Here is a 20196-nt window from a genome sequence, read left to right on the forward strand (position 1 = left end):
TACAAAGTGTAAAATAATACTGGAATTAATTCTAAAGGAACGCTGTAAGACGCTTATTTAAATATCAAAAAGCTCTAAGGAAATGATCCTAAGAGCTTTTTTTCTACACGCATCTATAGTCATCAAGTTGATTTAACATACCTTACAGATTATCTGTTACATTTACGAATTTTTATTGTTATCTTTTTAAATTAAGACTCTGTATTGTATAATATTGTTGATTTTTAGTTCATTTATGTGAAAGCGTGGTCACACACACCTTTCAGCTCTACTTAAAGGTTGCTCTGGCTCCATAAAAAGCTTGAAGCTAGAGAGAAAATAAGGCAAAAATCGTATTATCAACAATATTGTTTAACAAAGTTCTATATTAAAAATAGTAGCACAAACTATTAACTTGGTTTGGGCTACTATTTTTTTACGATATATAATAGAATCATTGTCCTCATATTTCAATTAGTATAACATCTACATAATATCTAATCTCTGGCAACTAAATGATTAAAATCTCCTTCTTGTAAATATCTAGGTAATATTGGATGGTCTAACTCTAACAACAGTTCTCCAATCAAAACCTGGCCGCCTTTCGATTGATTATATATCTGTTAAATAATAAACTTCTCAATATTGAATGTTTGGTGATTCTGTTTACAGAACTAGTGACATAACAAACAATTGGTTCTTTTAATTGATGACCAACCTGATAATATAGAGAATGTGCAAAGCAAATTACTTTACAAATTCCATTCATCACAACTCACTCAGCTTCTAAACTTTCTTTTATTTACTTTTTGGCTCCTAAACTCGGAGCTTGTTTGGAAAGTCCTTTTGCTGTTTTTATATGGAATGTGGTAATATGCCCTATTTTCCTATCAATTCCTATAAAAATTCAGTTAGTTTAATGATTCATTTATTTACTTTTGATTCAATTTTTTGAGTTTACTAAAAGCTTTTTTTATAATCAATACGTAATTAACTTTCACATGTGTAGACAGTTAAGAACAAGCCTATACTGTGACACAGTCTGCCGAACAGCAGAAAAATCCTCCTACTCTATTCTTTCTTTTCAATATTGAAGTAAATCTAACTTAATTAAAAGTGACCAGCAGTTCTTTTAGTGATCTAAAACCAATTAGTTTTCTCCATTGTAGGTCAGATGTAGCTAATTGAAGATGCTCCATTTGTTGCAGGAGTGTTTGAATAGCTATTTGTGCTTCAAGACGTGCTAATGATGATCCTAAACAAAAGTGAATTCCATATCCAAATGCAAGATGAGGATTCAAGTTTCTAGTGATATCGAGCACATTGGGTTCAACGAATTTTTTCGGATCACGATTCGCTGCTCCTAACATTATGTATACTTGCTCGCCTTTTTTAATGGTGACTCCATTCATTTCAATATCTTCTAATGCAATACGAGCGGTCATCTGTGTTGGGCTTTCATAGCGTAAAAATTCCTCAACTGCTGTTTTAATCAGTAATGGATTTTCCTTTAACATCCTTAATTGCTCTGGGTGATTCAATAAGGTTAGAATCGAATTGCTAATGAGGTTTACTGTTGTCTCATGTCCAGCAATAACAAGTAAAATACATGTTGCGAGTAATTCTTCATCTGTTAACCTGTCACCATGTTGTTCCTCCCTTATTAACATGCTAATAAGATCATCTTGAGGGGCTTGCTTCCGTTTTTTGATTAGCTTTTTAAAATAAACGATTAACAGCATCGTTGTATCGTTTCCATTTACTAATGTCGCTTTTGTCCGAGTAAAATCAATTGTTTCGATTAAGCTAACAGCCCATTCCCTGAATTGATTGCGCTCTTCTGATGGTACCCCTAATATTTTAGCTATAATGAGACTAGCTAAAGGAAATGCAAAATCTGTAACAACATCCATTTGCCTCTTATTTTGCACCTTATTCAGTAAGTCATTAACTGTTTCTTCTATATAAGGACGATAATCTTCCACAACACTTGGACTAAATACTTTACTAACCAACATGCGTAAACGTTTATGATCATGTTGATTCTTAAAAAGCATCATATCGTTCTGCATATTTTTAAGATGTTCATATTTTTTCGATGTCTGAGGCAGCGGGGTGCGACTTTTAAAATTTATATGGTCTTTAAGAATCGTTACAGCCTCTTCATAGCCAGTTATATACCAACCCGGATATTTAAATGAATTCCCCCTATAAATAGGGTTATTAGAACGTAAATTATCATAAATGGGGTAAGGATTTCTTAGAAACTCAGGAGAAGAAAGTGAAAATGGTGTTATGTTCGGAACTTCTAGCTTTTGTTTTATATCGTTTGTCATATTATGTTATGCCTCCAATATAATCACCTTATTTTTAGCGACGCATCTATATTTGAGTAAAGATGTCTCTTTTAAAAAGGTTATTTCTGTAAGATTTTATCATTTTAGGCGAGAAGACTCCTACTTCAAGGAATGTGAAGGGCGATAGCCCAATAAGTAGGTGGGAGATGAATCGCCTTTCCGCAGAAGGGAGCACTCGTTCCCATAGTATGATATTCCTGTACGGATTGTTCTTTGAAAACTGAAGATAGGAAGTTGGGACAGGAAAAGCGTCTGTCATGTAAAATCTTCAACGTTCTTTCACCCCTCACTCACCGAAGTAGCGAAAACCAAGCAGAGTAGGGAGTGTAGTGAGTCCAACGTACAAGATATTAAGCTATAACCGTAAGATTACAGGGGTAGCCTACTCAATAACTAGTGGATACACTGGTATTCGTAGGAATCCTCCACTTCAAGCGTTAGCTAAGTTGGGGGAGTTCAAATGACTATACAAGCCAACTCCACCATTTTGAGAAAATGGTTCCTATGAGGATTAGATTACCGATTGCTATTACTCTTCCTCCTCTAAGCTAGCTTTCATTCTAATACTATAATACTTTTCCTGTTGCATACTTATGATCATGTAACCATATGCTACCTAAATGTAAACTAATTAAAATAAAATGTTTACAATAAAAATAATAGAATTATTAATTAATTCTGTCAACACATTTTAAATGTTTCTTATTTTTATAAGGAAAAAGAGCCAAATCCATCTAGTGAATTTGACTCCTCATAATTATTTTGTATAGTCTTTTAGCACTTCTTATCAAACTCTTATTCAAGCGTTCACTGTGATAATAGAGTTTTTATATTATATTTTTCACAAATTTGAAAACATTTATAATGATAGGATTATTTTATCAATTCACAAACCTCATGTAATGCATTTCTTACTGTTCCATATTCACTTGCATGCGGACGATCTCCGTCATCTGCGTATCCATAATCAAACATACGATTTCGGTTTAATGTTAATTTTGTTACTCTAGGACGCAATAAATCAAATAGTTTAAATCGGTCGTGCAGCTGTGGATGTTGTAATTGATAATGCAAAATTTCATTACGGACCATACTCCAAAACTCTTGTTCCGTAACCTGTTCATGTTCTTCTAAAATCGGTGCCAAATAACGGAAATGACAAATAAATAAACCGGTTAAAATAAACTGCGTTAACCCTTCTGGTTCCTCGCTCCTTAATACATTTTTTAGCTCTTGAGATAATGATCGTAACTCATCAAACGGTTGATTGCTAATATTCACATCATCTACAAAGTCTTTCATAATAATTCGAACAGGTTTAAAATTGTTTAATACAAGCACAGTATTTTGACCATGCGGTGAGAATACTGTTCCATATTGATATAAATAATGCAATAGCGGAGGCAATATAGCATTCATTAATGCAGAAATCCACTCTCTGGGTGTCAAGCCGGATTTTTGGATATATGTTGATACAAGCGCCTTCCCGGAATAATCGAGATGCAACAAAGCAGCTAATGTAAGGGCTTGTTCTCCTTCTTCTAACTCTTCGTAGACACTTTCTCTCCATACCACGCCAAGCATTTCTAAATATTGATAAGGGGCATTTTGAATATTGGTAAACGTAGGGTGATTTACGTTTAACGTTGCCACTTCACCGAGTAGTCCTATCTTACACGTATCTCTTAAAAAGGTATCTTGATCTCGAATGCCTTTAATGTATTCCGTTACCTGAGGGGCTATAACACATCGTTCACTAGGCAACCCTCGATAAACAAGTGTATTTAATATACTCATCGGAAGCTTTACATGAAATTTTTCTCGATGAGTCGTATTTACAAATGTTCGAATAGACTGCTGTGGTAAATAGCTATCTTCACCTTCTCCAAGCGGAACGATAAAGTCATTCGCAATATACTCCGCAAAGAGAGGAACGATGACATTTAACCATTGCCATTCATGAACAGGTAAATAATAATAATCACTACATGTTAGTTGGCGTTCTTTCAATTTATCAGCGAATGATTTCAGTGCGGCTTCGCTCAGTTCTTGATTTATCATTTTTTCAAATGACAACGCGGCTACTGAATGAAATGAACACACTTGTTTAGCAACAGCAATCCATGAGAGCTGAATAGGATTTTTTTGTTCTGGAGCAAATCTCACATAATCATCAAATCCAAAACCAATTCTTCCTTTATTATATGTAATCCACGGATGCCCCGTCATTTCCCCTTCCAATTCAGCGTAATCCATTGTAGAAAGCTCATCTGCCGATTTTTGATTTTGCAAATATAAATCAGCAACTAACGTATGAAAATATTCTTTCGCTAAATGTCCTGCTGTAGAGCTTGTCATTCCTTCTTCTTCGGACAATCCGATTAGTAACTGCAGCGCTTTAGAGACTGTGATTTCTTGGTTTTCAAACGTTACTTTTATCGTATTCGCTATAACATGATAACTATCAAATAGCCTTTCTTTTGCTTCATACGTATAAGTTACTCCTTTCTTATCTTTCCATTGATACAAGGTAGCCTGTGATAATTTTTGTATTTCCGTTGGTTCAATAATATGTTCATACATAAACTCTTGCAGCATTTTTGCAAGCAGTTGTTGATTCACTTTTTCCCACGATTGTTTCGTAAACTTGGATATATCCGTTTCTACAATTTTCATCCTTCATTCTCCTTTACCTTTTTATAAAGCACTACTGGTTTGTTATGAATTGTTATGGCAATGATTGCTGCTACTAATAAAACGGCACCGCATAGCAAAGGGACGTACAAACTTACCTTACTCACCGTTAACGCCAACAAAGGAGCAAAGAGCAGTGCCACATTTTGTACAGCGATTAACCAGCTATAATAATAAGTAGCCGCTTCATGGAATTGTCGAAATAAATAAATATCTAATACAACCATACTGAGGTAAAAACAGCCCCCGTATATAATTCGACTTATAATAAATATCCCTAGACTATCAATAGATGCTTGTATAGTTAACGAAAACACACTAAGAATCGTTACTATATACAATAGCATTGTGTCTTGACCTCTAAAGACACGGATTGGTACACAAAACTTCAATATAATAGCCATCATACTTGGCATAACATAGAGTAAAGCATTCATTTGATTACCTACTTCGTATCTATCCTCCACAAACAAGGTGAAGTAAGGGCGAATCACATTATGGCCAAGATGAAAGAAAAAGATAGCTATCATATAAAAGTAAATGGGCTGCTTTTTAACTTTCATATGTATTGGTTGATCTTTCTTTACCGCATCGGGTGACAACAGTTTTGTCGCTAGTAAAATGACCATCAGACCAAGATCCATACAAGCGAATATCAGATATACTTTAAGGGGCATTTCCCATGTAATGATGAAGCTTCCTAATAAACTCGAAACAATGATAGCTGTGTGCATGACGAGCATATAAATCGTTGTTTTTTTCGCTTTCTCCTCTTGTTGTTCCATACTTTCAACTAAATAGGGATACAATAGATATAAACTGCTTTGAAATACAAGCAATAAAAGCGATGTTATTAAAAAGCTTAAAAATGTTGTACTTTCACTCAGAATGACTTTAAAAACAGCTGTCATAAAAAGAGAGCATATTACAACTTGTCGCATGGACCACTTCTTTAATATAGCTCCCCAGAAAGGTGTCATAATGATGACAACAAGTCGACAGCAAATGATAAAAATAGAAGTCATTTCTACTCCTTGTACGCCAAATGCCTCTGAAAAATACTGCGGATAAAATGGAGATAATAACACCTCAGACAGCATCGTTAGAAACAAGCATACAAAGACAAATTGATTGCGAGTCATCACTTATTAAAATCCGAACTGCTGAAAGATATTTCTTCTATACAGTTTATACACTTCTTTTCCAGCAATTTGATTAATAATCGCTGCATTTCGATAAGCACCAAGCCCTAAGTCAGGTGCTCCTACTCCATGTGTATGAAGTTCACCATTTTGAATAAATAATGAAGCTCCATCAACTGTTGTTTTAACTTTATATTGTTCATCTATTTCTAGCTGTCCTTGGTCATCAAACTTTACATACTGTTTCATTCCTTCTAAAAAGGAAGGTAATGAGCTTTGATAACCAGTTGCTAAAATCACTACATCACTTACCGTTTGCTGGTATACCCCTTGTTCATATTGATACAAGGTTAATCGTTGGCTGTCTTCTTGTTGTTCAATATTCGATAATTCGGTTAACGCTTGAATTTTGATTGGTGTTTTCTCTCCACCAATTGTTCGTTCGTACAATAATTCATAAATATCGCTAATGGTGTTGACACTAATCCCTTTATAAAGCAGCGCTTGGTTTTGTAGTACTTGTTGCTTCTTTTTAGGTTCTAAATGATAAAAGTAGCGTGTATAATCCGGCGAAAAATGTTCTAAGCCAAGTTTTGAATATTCCATTGGATAAAACCCTTTAGAACGCGTGTACCAACTCAACTCATACTTTTGATCATCCTGCTGTTGTAATAAATCGTATACAATTTCAGCTGCACTTTGACCTGAGCCGACAACGGTAATACTTTTTGCTTTCAATGTTTGTTCGCGTTTCATTTTATAGTGAGCGGAATGATATAATTGATCACTATACATCGACTGAAAGTCTTTTGGGAAAATTGGTTTCGTTCCAATCCCCATTACGATGTGACGACTGTAGTATGTTTTAACGCTTTCTTCATGTTGAACCGTTACTTCATAATAAGTATCTTCTTCTGTATGAAGCGTAATGTTTGTAACTTCACTGCTAAACTTCAAACCTCTTAAACGATTTGCGACCCATTGACAATAGTGATTATATTCATTACGCGGAATTTGAAATTTTTCAAAAAAGTAAAACTGGTACAACCGTTTATTTTCATGCAAATAATTTAAAAAGCTATAGGGACTTGTTGGATCTACCATTGTTACCATATCAGCCATAAATGGAACTTGTAAGGTCGTTCCTTCAAGGAGCATACCAGGATGCCAATTGAATTGTGGCTTTTGTTCAAAACACATATATGTACATTCCGTTTTTTCAAGCAGTGCTGCTAATCCTAAATTAAATGGACCTACCCCTACGCCAATAATGTCTAAAATGTTCCGTTGTTCCATTGACTCCACCTTCTTTCAAATACTTCTCTTTCACAGCTAAGCAGTAATCCCGTCTTATCTGGTAATTTCACTTCCTTGATAGGCTGAAAACCGCATTTTTTAAATACTGCTATCATTTTTTCATTACGGATATCCGGTTCCGCTACAACTTTTTTCGTCTCAACCATTTCAAATTTTCTCTTTAAAATACTTAAAAGCAATGGATAAATATATCCCTTTCCTAAGTAGGCAGGTTCTCCAATTAATAAGTGAATACCTTGATCACCTGGATCGTTTGAATAGTATTCGCTAATGATATCCCCTTCCACGGTATACGATTCCCAATAACTCATCGGCACTCCATTGATTTCACCTATTAGTAATTGTTGATGAGCATCCGTTAAAAATGTTTGTAAATGCCGCATATAAGCATCTCTATCGATATTTAAATTCCAATAAGGAATGACATGCGGCTCATTCATCCATCTATGTAAATGGTCAAAATCCTCTTTTAAAGAAACCGGACGAAATGTAAGCTCTTTCTTTACCGAGAGTCGTAAATTGTAAACGGGTAATTAGTTTGTAATCCCATTTTCATTGGTTCACACCCACTGCTTTATATAATGGATTATCTATGTTTACATAAACGGATTGAGTTTCTAGAGCTCCTACTAATTCATCCATATCATGAACACGTGTTAAGAAATTAGCTTTGCAAGGAAGCTCCTTATGTTCAAGCAGTGAAGTGACGAGCTGCGTATGATCTTGTAATAGATATGGTTTAAGTTCTTCTCGTAAAAGGGTCAATAGCTTCCTTTCATCGATAAGATTACTTACTCCAAATGCATTAATGAGCCCAAATATATGATTAAAAAATACATAATAACGGAAACGCTCCTCAGCAACCCCATCTTCACATACGGTATCACTTTCTCGATTCAATGTTGGCAGCAACTCACGCAACGCTGCTTCTTTTGATTTCATAAAATAGTAGCCTTGATTATCCCGATAATAAAATATTGACGGATAGCCATCTTGATCTAAGTGAATAATCGAGTTTTGTTGATGTGCTTCTAAAGCAATTCCTTTCTGTGTATATAACCACAGCATTGGTTTTAACGTGATATCGATGTAACGTTTAAACCAAATCTCACTCGCTTGTTCAGTAGTAAGATTGTTATTATTACAAATGTTCCGAATAATGTTCGTGAGTTGTGATACTTCATTAAATACATGGTCTTGACATAAGCTGGCTAGAAGAGTCGTATTGTATCCTTCTTCTTTAAACGGATTGTCACGAATCATCACTTCAAATCCAAGTTCCTCATCGCCTAACATGACAAAAGCTGGGTCTTTAATAAATTGAAAAGCAGGATATTGAGCGTGTAATTCACTTTCCAAACTTGCTTGTAGTAATCTTGCTACCTCCACACCACGATTCAGTTCCTTCACTTTATTTACACGTAAAGAATTTGTGATTTTTACAGGAATCGAGAATTTATACATAACATCAGCATCAGGACTATATACTGTACGCACAGACGATGTTGGATAAAAGAGCCCACCCTGCGGACCTAAATAAGTAAGCTGCTCTTTATGTATCCAATTAGTCACTTCTTTTTTCCCTAGTAAAAAGCGTGCTTGAAGTGGATGCATCGGTATGAGCGTATATTCATCATCTTGACAATATTTCAAGGCAAACTCCTTTGATATTGTTTTATCTTGTATTAATTGCTTTTTTATTATATTTGTAGCTGACTGACTATAAGCCGATTGTTCTTTAACAATTGAACGATGCGCTCTAAAATAATGAAGCTGAAAATTCCCTTTTAATTCTGGAGCAAATATAAATTCTTCTTCAGGTAAAATACCTTGACGACTTTTTGGTGTTGGATGAAGCTGATGACCAATTAATAAAGATTGCTCTGACTGTAAAAATGTTTTATCCCATTTGTAGCATTCTTCTAATTCATGTTTCCTTTTTTCAATAAATAGATTCATATTTTCATAACTTAAAAGAACACGTACGATGAAATCATTAACCTGTAATAAATCATCCGTTACTTCTTTCATTAACAGTGAGAGAAGTGTAATCATATCAAGCTCCTTCATTTCTTGATGATGGATTTGATAACATAACTCTCGCTTAAATAAGTGCCGACCTGTTACGGAGCGGTATTTTACAGGCAAATAAAGAGTTACTGGTTGTTTCTTTAATTCAATGACTAATACTTCTTCATTAGATATGCCGTTTACGGATCGCCATATCCCCTGTCCTGTTTCTCGAATATAGCAATTGATTAGGTTTTGCATCGTAATAAAACTAGCTGATAGTTGCGTGTTCACGTAATCGTTCCTCCTTTTTTTCAAGGTCTTTTCCTAGACTAATCACTTCATCTAATCGTTTAACCGTTTCATCAAATGTAATTAACGGATTTAACATGGTCAGTTTCAAGTAGACTTGCCCGTGATTCTTTGTTTTCGCCATAATCAATCGGCCCTGGTCATAGAAAAGCTGTTGAATGGACTGATTGATAGTATTTTCAAATAATCGCTGTTTTTGCTTATCTTTGTAACGAATGTTTGGTTGATAACGAAATACTATCGCATTCATTTCAGGGGTATTCAACAATTCGATATCTTTTCTCTCTTGTAAATAATCAGCTGTCTGTCTCGCCGTTCTAATTGTGTAATCAATCATGTCACCAAACTCTTGTTTACCGACTGCTTGAAATGTCAACCATATTTTAAGAGCATCAAACCGTTTCGTCGTCTGAATACTACGGTCAACTAAATGAAGCTGTGAATCTTCTTCTGGATTTAAATAATCGGCATGCAGTTGGATGTGCTCAAACATAGAGGCATTTTTCACAAAAAATGCGCCACAGCTAACTGGCTGATAAAACCATTTATGAAAGTCTAACGTAATAGAATCTGCTTTATGTAAATAAGAAACTAGATGACTATATTCGTGCGAGAATAGTAAAGCGCCTCCGTACGCCGCATCTGCATGCAGCCATATATTTTCTCTTTCGGTTAATTTACTTAGTTCATGAAGTGGATCAATACTTCCAAAATCAGTTGTTCCTATCGTCGCCACAACTGCGAATGGGATATCCCCTTGCTTTTTTACTCTTTCGATTTCTTCATATAAATGCTCAGGACACATTTCAAAGCGTTCATTCGTTTTTATTGTTACGACAGATTGCATACCAAGACCTAATTGAGCAGCTGATTGCTGTACGGTAAAGTGGGCTTTTTCCGAACAAAAAATTCGAAATTTCTGCGCCTCCGCTGGTAATCCCTGCTTACTCACATTGATGGAAAAATGCTTAGCGCAATATTCATTACGAGCTAACAGCAAGGCCATATAGTTGGATTGCGTACCGCCGCTCGTGAACACTCCAGAAGCAGTTTTAGGATAATTAATCTTTTTAATCATTTCCTGAATAACACCGTCTTCTATATAAGTAGCTACCGGACTTTGATCCCATGAGTCCATCGATTGATTGAGAGCCGTAATAATTACTTCGGCAGCAAGAGCTGGAATCATAGGTGGACAGTGCAAATGAGCCATCGCACCAGAATGAGAAATATGTAACGAATACTTCATGACCAGATGCTGTATAGACTCGAAAATAGCATTTGGTAGCTTCCCTTCATTTTCAAGCTTTACAAATTCTGCAGTTTTCTTTTGGATATCCTCCATCTCAATATATTCATATGGTTTTTCAAGGCTTTGATAGTGGGTACCCACTAGTTTTACTACTTCTGACATATATTGATAATAGTTATTAATACTATTTACAGACGATGATAAAAACCACTGATCGAATGATGTCACGATTTATTTCACCCATTTCCTTTCAGCTGCTTTTATCGCATCTTCAAAACGAACAAGCACTTCATCTATTTGTTCTTTTGTCATAATTAACGGCGGTAGTAATCGAATAACGGCCCCGTGTCTTCCACCTACTTCTAAAATGACACCGCGATCAAAACATTCTTTTTGAATAGCTTTTGCAAGTTCTCCATCTCCTGGATAACTTCCGATTGAATTAGGTGCTTGGGTCTTATCCACTATTTCCACACCAATCATTAAACCTCGACCACGTACATCACCAATCGATTTTACTTGTTGCTGAAGTTTTTTTAGCTGTGTTTGCATATACTGCCCTAGTTGATGAGCATGTTCAGGTAAATGATGCTCCTTAATATATTGTAAAGTGGCTCGACCGGTTGCCATTGCTAATTGATTGCCTCGAAACGTTCCAATATGTGCACCAGATTCCCATTTATCTAATTTTTTATCGTAAATAACAACGGATAAAGGTAAGCTTCCTCCAATTGCTTTTGATAAAACGAGCACATCAGGTTCAATATCAGCATGTTCAAATGCAAACATCTTTCCTGTACGGCCAATGCCTGTTTGTACTTCATCAATAATAAGCGGGATGTTTCTTTCTCTTGTAATACGTCTCAATTGTTTTAACCATTCAATAGGTGCTGGTACGGAGCCACCTTCTCCTTGAACGACTTCTACGATAATTCCCGCTGGTGTGACAATTCCACTTTCAGGATCATCTAATGTGTTTTCAATATATGTACTAATAAATTCATGTCCATTCTTCCCAATTCCAAATGGGCAGCGATATTCATATGGATATGGTAAGAAATGTGTATCAGGCAATAGGGCATGAATATGCTTTTTGGGACTCGTAGTTCCACTAATACTTAACGTTCCGTGAGTTGATCCATGATATCCGCCTTGAAAAGATAGAATGGAACGATTCCCTGTTGCTGTTTTGACAAGCTTAAGAGCTGCTTCGATTGCATCTCCACCAGTAGGTCCACAAAATTGAATTTTCGCTTTACGAGCAAATGACTCTGGTAGACTAGCAAATACTTCATCAACAAATGCTTCTTTAACAGGTGTTGTTAAATCTAGAGTATGTAATGGTATTAAGTTATTAAGTACCTCTTGAATCGCCTCATGAACAACATCATGGTTATGACCAAGAGCTAATGTACCTGCTCCGGCTAAACAATCAAAATATTCTTTGCCATCCATATCCGTAATCATGACACCTTTTGCTTTTTGGATTGCTAATGGCAGTCGTCGTGGATAAGACCTAGCATTGGACTCTCGAATCTCTTGCGTAGAAAGCAAAGTTTCGTTGGACACTAAAGGTTTAATTAGAGTAGACATATCATATCCTCCTAATATTTTTTTAATTGATATTGATTATCACTCGCATATAAACAATAAATGAAAATGATTATCGATGTCAATGTAATTTTAAGAAAATAAGAAATTATTCCTATTTTCAGCACCTTGTAGAAATTTATAAAATATCTTCCTTTTCCTTCTTCCAAATACACGCTTAATCTACATAATGCTCTTTTTTAGATGTTGGCTTGAAAATTTATACGGAAAGATGAGTAACGTTTTAGCATTCAAATGGTATGCTTTAATTGTGTGGAGGGGTAACTATTTATTTGAAGTAAATATTTTTTCAGAAAAATAATTTTCGGAAAAAGTAACCAAGATTTCCTTATAAAGAATCTTTCCTTTATTTATTGATATTGGAGGAGAAACGTAACAAATGATACTTGCTATCTTAGCTTATAACTAATACAATCCAGGTGAATTTATTCTGCTAATCAAATAAATATCTATATAATAAAACAAACCGGTCTGAATATAACCGGTTTGTTTTATTTAAACTACACACCATCTGTTTTATCGCTCTGATCTTTGTTTCTTTTGTTTCCTTTACTGTTGTCTCCGCTGACAGAAGCCTGGCCATGTAATTGTGGTGAATTTTGATTACGGCTGCCTTTATTAAATTTTTTTGTCATATCCCACATCTCCTTTCTTACTTCACATACAGTTTGTCCCTTTTTGCTAAACTTATGTTTTCCTCTAAAAAATAGCTACGATTATTATCAAATATTCGCAATGTTTGTACTCATTATGAATATTCGTATAATAAAAATTAACATTTACACCCAGATTGTTTAAAAAAGAAAAAACAACAAAACAAGAAAGTGAATTTATATCCACCCTCTTGTTTTGTTGTTTTATTCCATTTCTTCTCTCGATCAATTTATACATTTTCAGTTTCTTAATAAAAATAATTTCTCTAAAACTCTTATCAGAATAAATATTTGTTCTAAATCATCTAAAATAATACTTTTACTTGTATAATATTAACATCGTTCACTTATAAAAACGTAAGTCACTTCATTTTCGGTGAAAATACTATCTTGATTTAAAATGAGCGGCATGGTAGGCTTTATTACTTCTCGAAATATGCCTTAGTATGTGGCTTTTTGATTTCATTATACCTCTTCAACCCACACAAGATTTATTAATTACAAAATTAAAATTAGCTCAAAATTCAATTATCGAATACTTAATTTACTTGTTTCAAAACTAAAGGGTCTGGCTTGTACAAAAAATGATTCTGGCTTTTGTGCCCCGCGTTTGTCCAACTCAAAAAAAAGCTTTTTGTATTCAACAATACATAATTCCCCATCGATATAACTTTTTTGAATATAATCTAGCAATTCATTGACATCTAATGGGTTTTTATCCTTTGCCAATTTAAACTGATGTATTAAATCTTCTACTAACATAGTAATCACCCATTCCACTTGTATTTTTTCAAAATAATGTATGACCTTACAAATATTGTATCATGTGAATTACTCTTCACTTATTTTTTTGAAAATTCAAACTTACGACATGTTTTTACAATATTTTTTAATCATTACCGAAGAGGTTTTTTCTCTAATATACTCTTAAAATTCTTTCTGTAGCAAAAAAGCAGATAACTATGAGCGATGACGAGGATTACTGCTAAAAGAAGTAACGAACGATCTAAAAACAAGTGAAGCAAGAAAATGTTGGCTACAATCGGAGATAGTATTGCAAGGGCTAATGGAACGAAGACATTTATCAAAAGGAAAACTCCACATATAATTTCTAAAGATTTTTCAACAATCAATAGATATTCAAATTCAAATAATGCCATTGCTTCAGGACTAGTTGCTATAAAGGGTTCGAGTCCAAAAATTACAAAATAACCATTTAAACCTGCAGTTAAGAAAATGATCGCTAAAAAAAATCTTGTTATATGAACGAATAATTTAGTCAATTTGCACACCTCCTATTAGAATCTATTCAACGTATATTAATCATAGTCTGAAAATGAAAATAGGAAATGTCATTCATCATTTAAATGCAGATTTTAAAAATCAAACTTGCACCGATACCTGCTGCTAAAAAGAAAATAGTTGCTGTACCGCACCCCCGACGTTCAGCCAAGTCTTCAGCATATTCTTTTGCACAATGTCTGCATAAAGCGTATCCCTTCTTTATCGCCTCTTCTTCTTTAATTTTTCTTGCCGGGGTTTTCCCCTTTAGAATTCGCGAAGTAGTGGGACAGTCATCGTCGAAGTAGTGATAAAATTTACCTGTTCTAGTAATATAGACCTCATCACCTTTATGCATTGTATATCACCATCCTTCATTTTAGTATTAGATCACATCATTTAAGAAGCTCTGGATATCTTCCAATCCAACTTCTCAAGTACATTATGTTATAAGAATAATCAATAAAGGTCTTGATATACTTAACAAAAAGAACCAAAATGAGTTTTAGCATTTTGGAAATACTAGTGTAAGGAGGTGTCATATGAGTAAAAAAAATCGTGGTGCAAAAGCATTTAGTGGAGTAAATCCTCAAGGATATTCAACAGGAACAGAGCGGGAAAGACAACCAAAGTCCCAACTTGAGAATGCCGCTAAGAAAAATAATACAAAATAACAAATATGTCTTAGATAAGGATTGTGGGACTTACACATACTATGCAAGTCCCACAACCCTAAACTAATTCTTTTAAAATAGTGTTTTTCTTATCCAAAACCGCTTTATTTATTATCGCGGATGTCATAAAGAGCATTTTCCATTAGCTCTAGTGCTGAAATAAGACTTTTGTTATGTTGGATATACAGTTTTATGGTCAGCCAATATCACCAATTTTTTATTGTTATGTTGAAAGTTTATTTGTGCTTCAGAGGAGTAAAACCAAGTCTTTTCATTTTCCTTTACTTCAAAGATATTTATCTCATCTTGAAAATCTAAAACTTTCGAAGCCGTTTCTTCATCAACAGATACGGATATTAGCCAACAATCGTCTTGTTGTTCAATATTGTATATATTAGTTTGGCACAGCAATCTACTACCAATTGAGTGACGAATCATCAACATTAAAATTCACCCACAGGTAAATCGATTAATAAAAAGAAACTATCTTGATTTCCCTGAATAGTTATTTCATGAATGTTAGTTATTCGAGCAGCGTCTCTAGACTTTAAAATAAAATCATTGTTTATTGAAATTTCTCCCTCAATATTAAAAACGTAAATCTTCCTACCTGATTCCTGTTCAAAGTTCAAAGTATTCTTCCCATCTAATCTTGACAAATAAAGTGTTAAATCTTGATGGATTCCAGCTACCTGCTCAGACGCTATATGAGAAATGACTGGTATTAGCTGATTATGTAACTTTTTAATATCATATGAAATGTCTTCGTATGACGGTTTAAGCTTTTTTTCATTCGGTGAAAACCATAATTGTAAAAATTGTACCTCTTCCTTATTTGAAGCGTTAAATTCAGAATGAAGCACTCCAGTTCCAGCAGTTATCCGCTGAATACTACCATAGCTAATGGTTCCAGAGTTTCCCAAGTTATCTTCATGCTTAAGTTCTCCCTTTAAGATAATAGAAACTATTTCAGCTTCACGATGTGGATGAATTCCAAAACCATGTCCTGGCTGGACAGTATCATCGTTAAAAACCCGTAATGGACCAAATCGTATATTTGTTGGATCATAATATTCTCCAAAAGAAAAACTTAGTGAACTTTCCAACCAATCATTTTTTACTGTGTAGCGTGTATCTGCAGGAAAAAGTTGAATCAAATTCCTTCACTCCCTAAATAAGATCTCGATTTAATTTATTAATCAATATATCTAGAATTAAGATATTTTTAGTTGATATTAATATAATTTATACAATTGAATTTCCAAATAATTTGGATAAGAAACCCATATCAAACACCACCTATTATTTCTATCTTTAAATTGTTTCATTCACCATTAGGCAGCTTTTGTTAACTCATTTGAACTCTTTTTAAATATCAATACAAACCTAAATATTCAGTTTTGATTGGAAGTCTTATTCCATTATGGCCCTAAAATGCAATTGAGCGCCAATTCAAGAATGGCGCCCTTTAATAGAAGAACTTATCATCTTCTATTAACCACTATTGCTGAAAAAAGATCAATTTTTCGATTGGTTTTATTTTACTGACTTTCTTATTGTGCCGTATATCCACCATCAACTGTTAATGTATTGCCTGTCATAAAGGATGAATCATCCGAAGCCATGAATAATACAGCTTTTGCCATTTCCTCTGCTTTGCCCAGACGTTGCATTGGTGTGATAGACGCAAGTTCCTTTTTACTTTCTTCAGGAATAATTGGCGTATCAATAAAGCCTGGTGCTAAAGAGTTCACACGAATATTTTTAGTTGCATATTCTAACGCAAGTGAGCGTGTTAAGTTGAGAACCCCACCTTTTGCTGCATTGTATGCTGCCGACCCAGGTGAACCTACCCAACCATACATAGAAGCTGTATTGACGATAGTGCCACCACCTGATTTCAGCATTTCACGAATGGCTTCACGAGCTACTAAAAATACACCATCCAAGTCTACATTGACTGTGTTGCGCCATTCATCATAGGAAAGCTCCTCTGTTGGTGTAACACGCCCAATCCCTGCATTATTAAATACGATATCTACTTTTCCAAAAGCGTCCACTGCCTCTTTGAAAATATTTTGTACCTCTTCTTCAAATGTAATGTTTGCTTTTACAAAAAGTGCTTCTGCATTTTGTGCCTTTAATTCTGCTTCAAATGCTTTACCTTTTTCTTCGTTTAGGTCCACAAGTACTACTTTTGCGCCCTCTTCAACAAATAATTTTGCAGTTGCAGCACCAATGCCTGATGCCCCCCTGTAATGACTGCCACTTTATTATGCAATTTACTCATATCAATATATCCTCTCTATTAAAAAATTTATCAAAGAAAATGCTTTCTCTATACCTTTCCCTTCTTAATAAAGTTAAACACCTATTTTATTACATTTTCACATTCAACTATTCTGCATTCGATAGTTTTAGTACAATCCTTCTAATCTCGTCTTTATAATTATGAAATCATACAATCATCAACAAAAAATTGAGAACCTGTTGAATAGCTAAGGTTATTATTCATAAAAAACGGCGCAACTTATATCCAGGAAAAAATTACAAATAATAATAATCCCCATGTTCCCCATCCTATAAAGGAAAAATATATTTGGAGGTAATTTCATGGCACAATTAAGAGATATCATGACATCAAATATTGTTACAGTTAACGAAACACAGACCGTACAGGAAGCTGCAGCATTAATGAGCGAATATAATATCGGAGCTATCCCTGTAGTAAATAACAGCAGACAACTAGTTGGAATTGTAACCGATCGTGATATTACCCTTCGTACGACAGCACAAGGAGAAAATGCACAAACACCAGTATCTCAAGTCATGACTGCACAGCAAATCGTACAAGGTACACCTGATATGGATGTTCATCAAGCTGCAAATTTGATGGCACAGCAGCAAATTCGCCGATTGCCGGTAATCGAAAATGGACAAATAGTAGGAATGGTTGCTTTAGGTGATTTAGCAGTACAAAATCAATATGCAAACGAGGCAGAACAGGCATTACAAAGTATTTCAACTCCTTCCGCACCTCAACAATAGTAAGGGGCTACTTTTATTGCCATAAAATAATTATTAGCACAGACCCAGGCCTTGGTCTGTGCTAATATTTTTTATAATAGAAATGAACTAATTCCGGTTAATTATGAAAAATTACATCTCGTTCGGAAAATCTGTAACTCAACAGTTCTTTCCATAAAAGGTACACCTGTTTCTACATGTTCTCCCCCATTTAAATGATCATTTCTTGTTTCAATCTCTTCTGCTTGTACAGAATCAACTCTATCTAAAATATCAATTACTCCTACCGCAAACGTTGTGACAGCTACCACTTTCCCTATATTTTTTAGACCACGGAGAATTTGATCTCTATCTTTATTTTTTAGACCGCTTACAGTAATACCTGCACTTTTTATCGTGTATGTAATCCCATTATATTACTATTAATTTTTAAAAGTTAAAAATGCTTTTAAATGAGGGGTTATCTAATCGGATAATCACGTAATCATATAAAAACACTGTTGCTTGATAGGCATGTAGTACGATTCCCAACATAACGAAAAATGAAAATAAGAGGGTAACTTCAAAAGATCGTTACAAACCGACCTTTTGAAGTTACCCTCTTTCGATATCACTTTTTTTCATATGCGAGGAAGCATGTAAATAATTCGAATTTATTTCTAAAGGAAAATGAATTCAAAGTACAACGAAACGAAAAAGATTGATTCTAAAACCGTTAATCGTCATACATTTATTATTCTTTGCACGCAATAACTTAAATAGCTTAGACGACAGGCACGATAAATTATGCTCTATATGTGAAAGCTAAACCTTTTAAGAATTTACGGGTGAAATTATCACCGCATTCTTTATAATTTCGATGTCCTGCTTTTCGTAAAATCGCTCCTAATTCTCCTTTTGATACAATGATACCGCCATCATCAAGGATATCCAGTATATCTTCCGTTGTTAATTGCAGGGCTACTTTCAATTTTTTAAGCAGCATATTATTCATATGATCCTTGTTCCTTTCAGTAGGTTCAGGGCTTTTAGGTTGTCCTGGTTTTGAATCTTGTTTACCTCTTTTAAAAGTAATAAGGCCATTTAAAAATGATTCTAACATCTTATTATTGCATTTGATCTGATCTTCAGTTTTCTCTCCATCAACTTCATCATCGTACTCATCTTTTGATTTTGTAAGGATCTTTAGTACTTCGTCTTTTGTAACTTCTATACCGCCAAGTTTAAATATCTCTACCATATCTTTATTTTTTATATCTAGAGCATATCTTAGCCTAATTAATATATCGTTGTTATCCATTTATAAACCTCCAAATAATATTTCCATATGTATAGTCATCATTATTATTGTCCTTTTAAGAACCAATACTAATCATCATAACCTAAATAAACGTATTATTGTAACAGTATCGGAACTAAATATAAAGATTTTATAAAAAAACTGATTTGGGTGCAAATATGACTTGTTAGAAACAGAGGATCTCAATATCCTTTTTATCTATGAATAATAATGCTGTTCCGAATAATTTATGTATGAATTTAATCTCGCTTTGGACAGACTTCACTCCCTTGTTGTTATTCTTTTTTCAGTATATGCATCGGCTTCACAGATAGTCTGTTTGACTGTTCGAGACCTTTTTAATCCTAGCATAGAACGATGTGATCTTGCTCCACTATATTATTGAGATATCTGACTTACCTTATTTACGTGCCTGATAGCATACTTTTTTTCTTTTCTTTTAACTCCTGAATCTATATGCAATAGACTGGGTTCTTATCTACTGTTATAACACGGGGGTTACAAATATGAGGAGCAGCCAAAACTTTCTTGAAAAATCTCTTGGCTGCTTGTTTAGCGCTTGATTCACTTGTTGTCTTGGTATTTAC

The 20196-nt window shown here is 34.4% G+C and carries 18 protein-coding genes and 2 pseudogenes; 2 read left to right on the top strand and 18 right to left on the bottom strand.

The window, feature by feature from the left end:
* Window positions 1-1085: 1085 nt before the first annotated feature.
* The 12 genes from BAOM_RS11480 to BAOM_RS11530 form a co-directional block, all read right to left on the bottom strand.
* Window positions 1086-2315 (bottom strand): cytochrome P450, encoded by a 1230-nt coding sequence (locus BAOM_RS11480; protein WP_127760391.1) that lies wholly within the window; start codon window positions 2313-2315, stop codon window positions 1086-1088.
* A gap of 894 nt (window positions 2316-3209) precedes the next feature.
* Complete coding sequence (locus tag BAOM_RS11485) at window positions 3210-5012, bottom strand: IucA/IucC family protein (protein ID WP_127760392.1); 1803 nt, start codon at window positions 5010-5012, stop codon at window positions 3210-3212.
* Window positions 5009-6172, bottom strand: a complete 1164-nt coding sequence (locus tag BAOM_RS11490) for an MFS transporter (protein WP_127762540.1) — start codon at window positions 6170-6172, stop codon at window positions 5009-5011. The genes BAOM_RS11485 and BAOM_RS11490 overlap by 4 nt, the downstream gene beginning before the upstream one ends.
* A gap of 6 nt (window positions 6173-6178) precedes the next feature.
* A complete protein-coding gene (locus BAOM_RS11495; RefSeq protein WP_127760393.1) occupies window positions 6179-7468 on the bottom strand; it encodes a lysine N(6)-hydroxylase/L-ornithine N(5)-oxygenase family protein in 1290 nt (429 codons plus the stop codon).
* Window positions 7447-7929 carry a GNAT family N-acetyltransferase gene (locus tag BAOM_RS11500; RefSeq protein ID WP_257467687.1) on the bottom strand — a complete coding sequence of 161 codons (483 nt, stop codon included), beginning with the start codon at window positions 7927-7929 and terminating at the stop codon, window positions 7447-7449. Before BAOM_RS11500 ends, BAOM_RS11495 begins: the two co-directional genes overlap by 22 nt.
* A 112-nt stretch (window positions 7930-8041) precedes the next feature.
* Window positions 8042-9793, bottom strand: coding sequence for an IucA/IucC family protein (locus BAOM_RS11505; protein ID WP_127760394.1), 1752 nt, complete (start codon window positions 9791-9793; stop codon window positions 8042-8044).
* Window positions 9771-11291, bottom strand: a complete 1521-nt coding sequence (locus tag BAOM_RS11510; RefSeq protein ID WP_127760395.1) for a pyridoxal phosphate-dependent decarboxylase family protein — start codon at window positions 11289-11291, stop codon at window positions 9771-9773. The genes BAOM_RS11505 and BAOM_RS11510 overlap by 23 nt, the downstream gene beginning before the upstream one ends.
* 3 nt (window positions 11292-11294) lie before the next feature.
* Window positions 11295-12656, bottom strand: coding sequence for an aspartate aminotransferase family protein (locus tag BAOM_RS11515; protein ID WP_127760396.1), 1362 nt, complete (start codon window positions 12654-12656; stop codon window positions 11295-11297).
* Window positions 12657-13174: 518 nt separating this feature from the next.
* Window positions 13175-13309, bottom strand: a complete 135-nt coding sequence (locus BAOM_RS25025; protein WP_257467688.1) for a hypothetical protein — start codon at window positions 13307-13309, stop codon at window positions 13175-13177.
* Between the two features lie 546 nt (window positions 13310-13855).
* On the bottom strand, window positions 13856-14089 hold the full coding sequence (yppF, locus tag BAOM_RS11520) for a YppF family protein (protein WP_127760397.1): 234 nt from the start codon (window positions 14087-14089) through the stop codon (window positions 13856-13858).
* Between the two features lie 134 nt (window positions 14090-14223).
* Window positions 14224-14610 carry a DoxX family membrane protein gene (locus BAOM_RS11525; protein ID WP_127760398.1) on the bottom strand — a complete coding sequence of 129 codons (387 nt, stop codon included), beginning with the start codon at window positions 14608-14610 and terminating at the stop codon, window positions 14224-14226.
* A gap of 80 nt (window positions 14611-14690) precedes the next feature.
* Window positions 14691-14966 (bottom strand): MutS N-terminal domain-containing protein, encoded by a 276-nt coding sequence (locus BAOM_RS11530; RefSeq protein ID WP_127760399.1) that lies wholly within the window; start codon window positions 14964-14966, stop codon window positions 14691-14693.
* A gap of 184 nt (window positions 14967-15150) precedes the next feature.
* Here BAOM_RS11530 and BAOM_RS11535 point away from each other — a divergent pair, with 184 nt between their 5' ends.
* Window positions 15151-15282, top strand: coding sequence for a small, acid-soluble spore protein L (locus tag BAOM_RS11535; protein ID WP_127760400.1), 132 nt, complete (start codon window positions 15151-15153; stop codon window positions 15280-15282).
* A 171-nt stretch (window positions 15283-15453) separates the two neighbouring features.
* Here BAOM_RS11535 and BAOM_RS11540 read toward each other — a convergent pair whose 3' ends face one another.
* From BAOM_RS11540 to BAOM_RS11550, 3 genes and pseudogenes are all read right to left on the bottom strand, one after another.
* Window positions 15454-15726, bottom strand: coding sequence for a hypothetical protein (locus tag BAOM_RS11540; protein ID WP_127760401.1), 273 nt, complete (start codon window positions 15724-15726; stop codon window positions 15454-15456).
* Window positions 15726-16439, bottom strand: a complete 714-nt coding sequence (locus BAOM_RS11545) for a pirin family protein (RefSeq protein WP_127760402.1) — start codon at window positions 16437-16439, stop codon at window positions 15726-15728. Before BAOM_RS11545 ends, BAOM_RS11540 begins: the two co-directional genes overlap by 1 nt.
* A gap of 396 nt (window positions 16440-16835) precedes the next feature.
* Window positions 16836-17572 (bottom strand): annotated as a pseudogene (locus BAOM_RS11550) (SDR family NAD(P)-dependent oxidoreductase).
* Between the two features lie 323 nt (window positions 17573-17895).
* On the opposite strand from BAOM_RS11550, the gene BAOM_RS11555 reads away from it, so the two are divergent.
* Window positions 17896-18330, top strand: coding sequence for a CBS domain-containing protein (locus BAOM_RS11555; RefSeq protein WP_127760403.1), 435 nt, complete (start codon window positions 17896-17898; stop codon window positions 18328-18330).
* Window positions 18331-18431: 101 nt separating this feature from the next.
* Here BAOM_RS11555 and BAOM_RS11560 read toward each other — a convergent pair whose 3' ends face one another.
* From BAOM_RS11560 to BAOM_RS25505, 3 genes and pseudogenes are all read right to left on the bottom strand, one after another.
* Window positions 18432-18620: a hypothetical protein gene (locus BAOM_RS11560; RefSeq protein ID WP_127760404.1), complete on the bottom strand. Its 189-nt coding sequence runs from the start codon at window positions 18618-18620 to the stop codon at window positions 18432-18434.
* Window positions 18621-19093: 473 nt separating this feature from the next.
* A complete protein-coding gene (locus BAOM_RS11565) occupies window positions 19094-19609 on the bottom strand; it encodes a YehS family protein (protein WP_127760405.1) in 516 nt (171 codons plus the stop codon).
* Window positions 19610-19775: 166 nt separating this feature from the next.
* A pseudogene (locus BAOM_RS25505) lies at window positions 19776-20178 on the bottom strand (DDE-type integrase/transposase/recombinase); the annotation flags it as partial.
* Window positions 20179-20196: the final 18 nt, after the last annotated feature.

Origin of the sequence: Peribacillus asahii (genome assembly GCF_004006295.1) — a bacterium.
GTDB lineage: Bacteria > Bacillota > Bacilli > Bacillales > DSM-1321 > Peribacillus > Peribacillus asahii_A.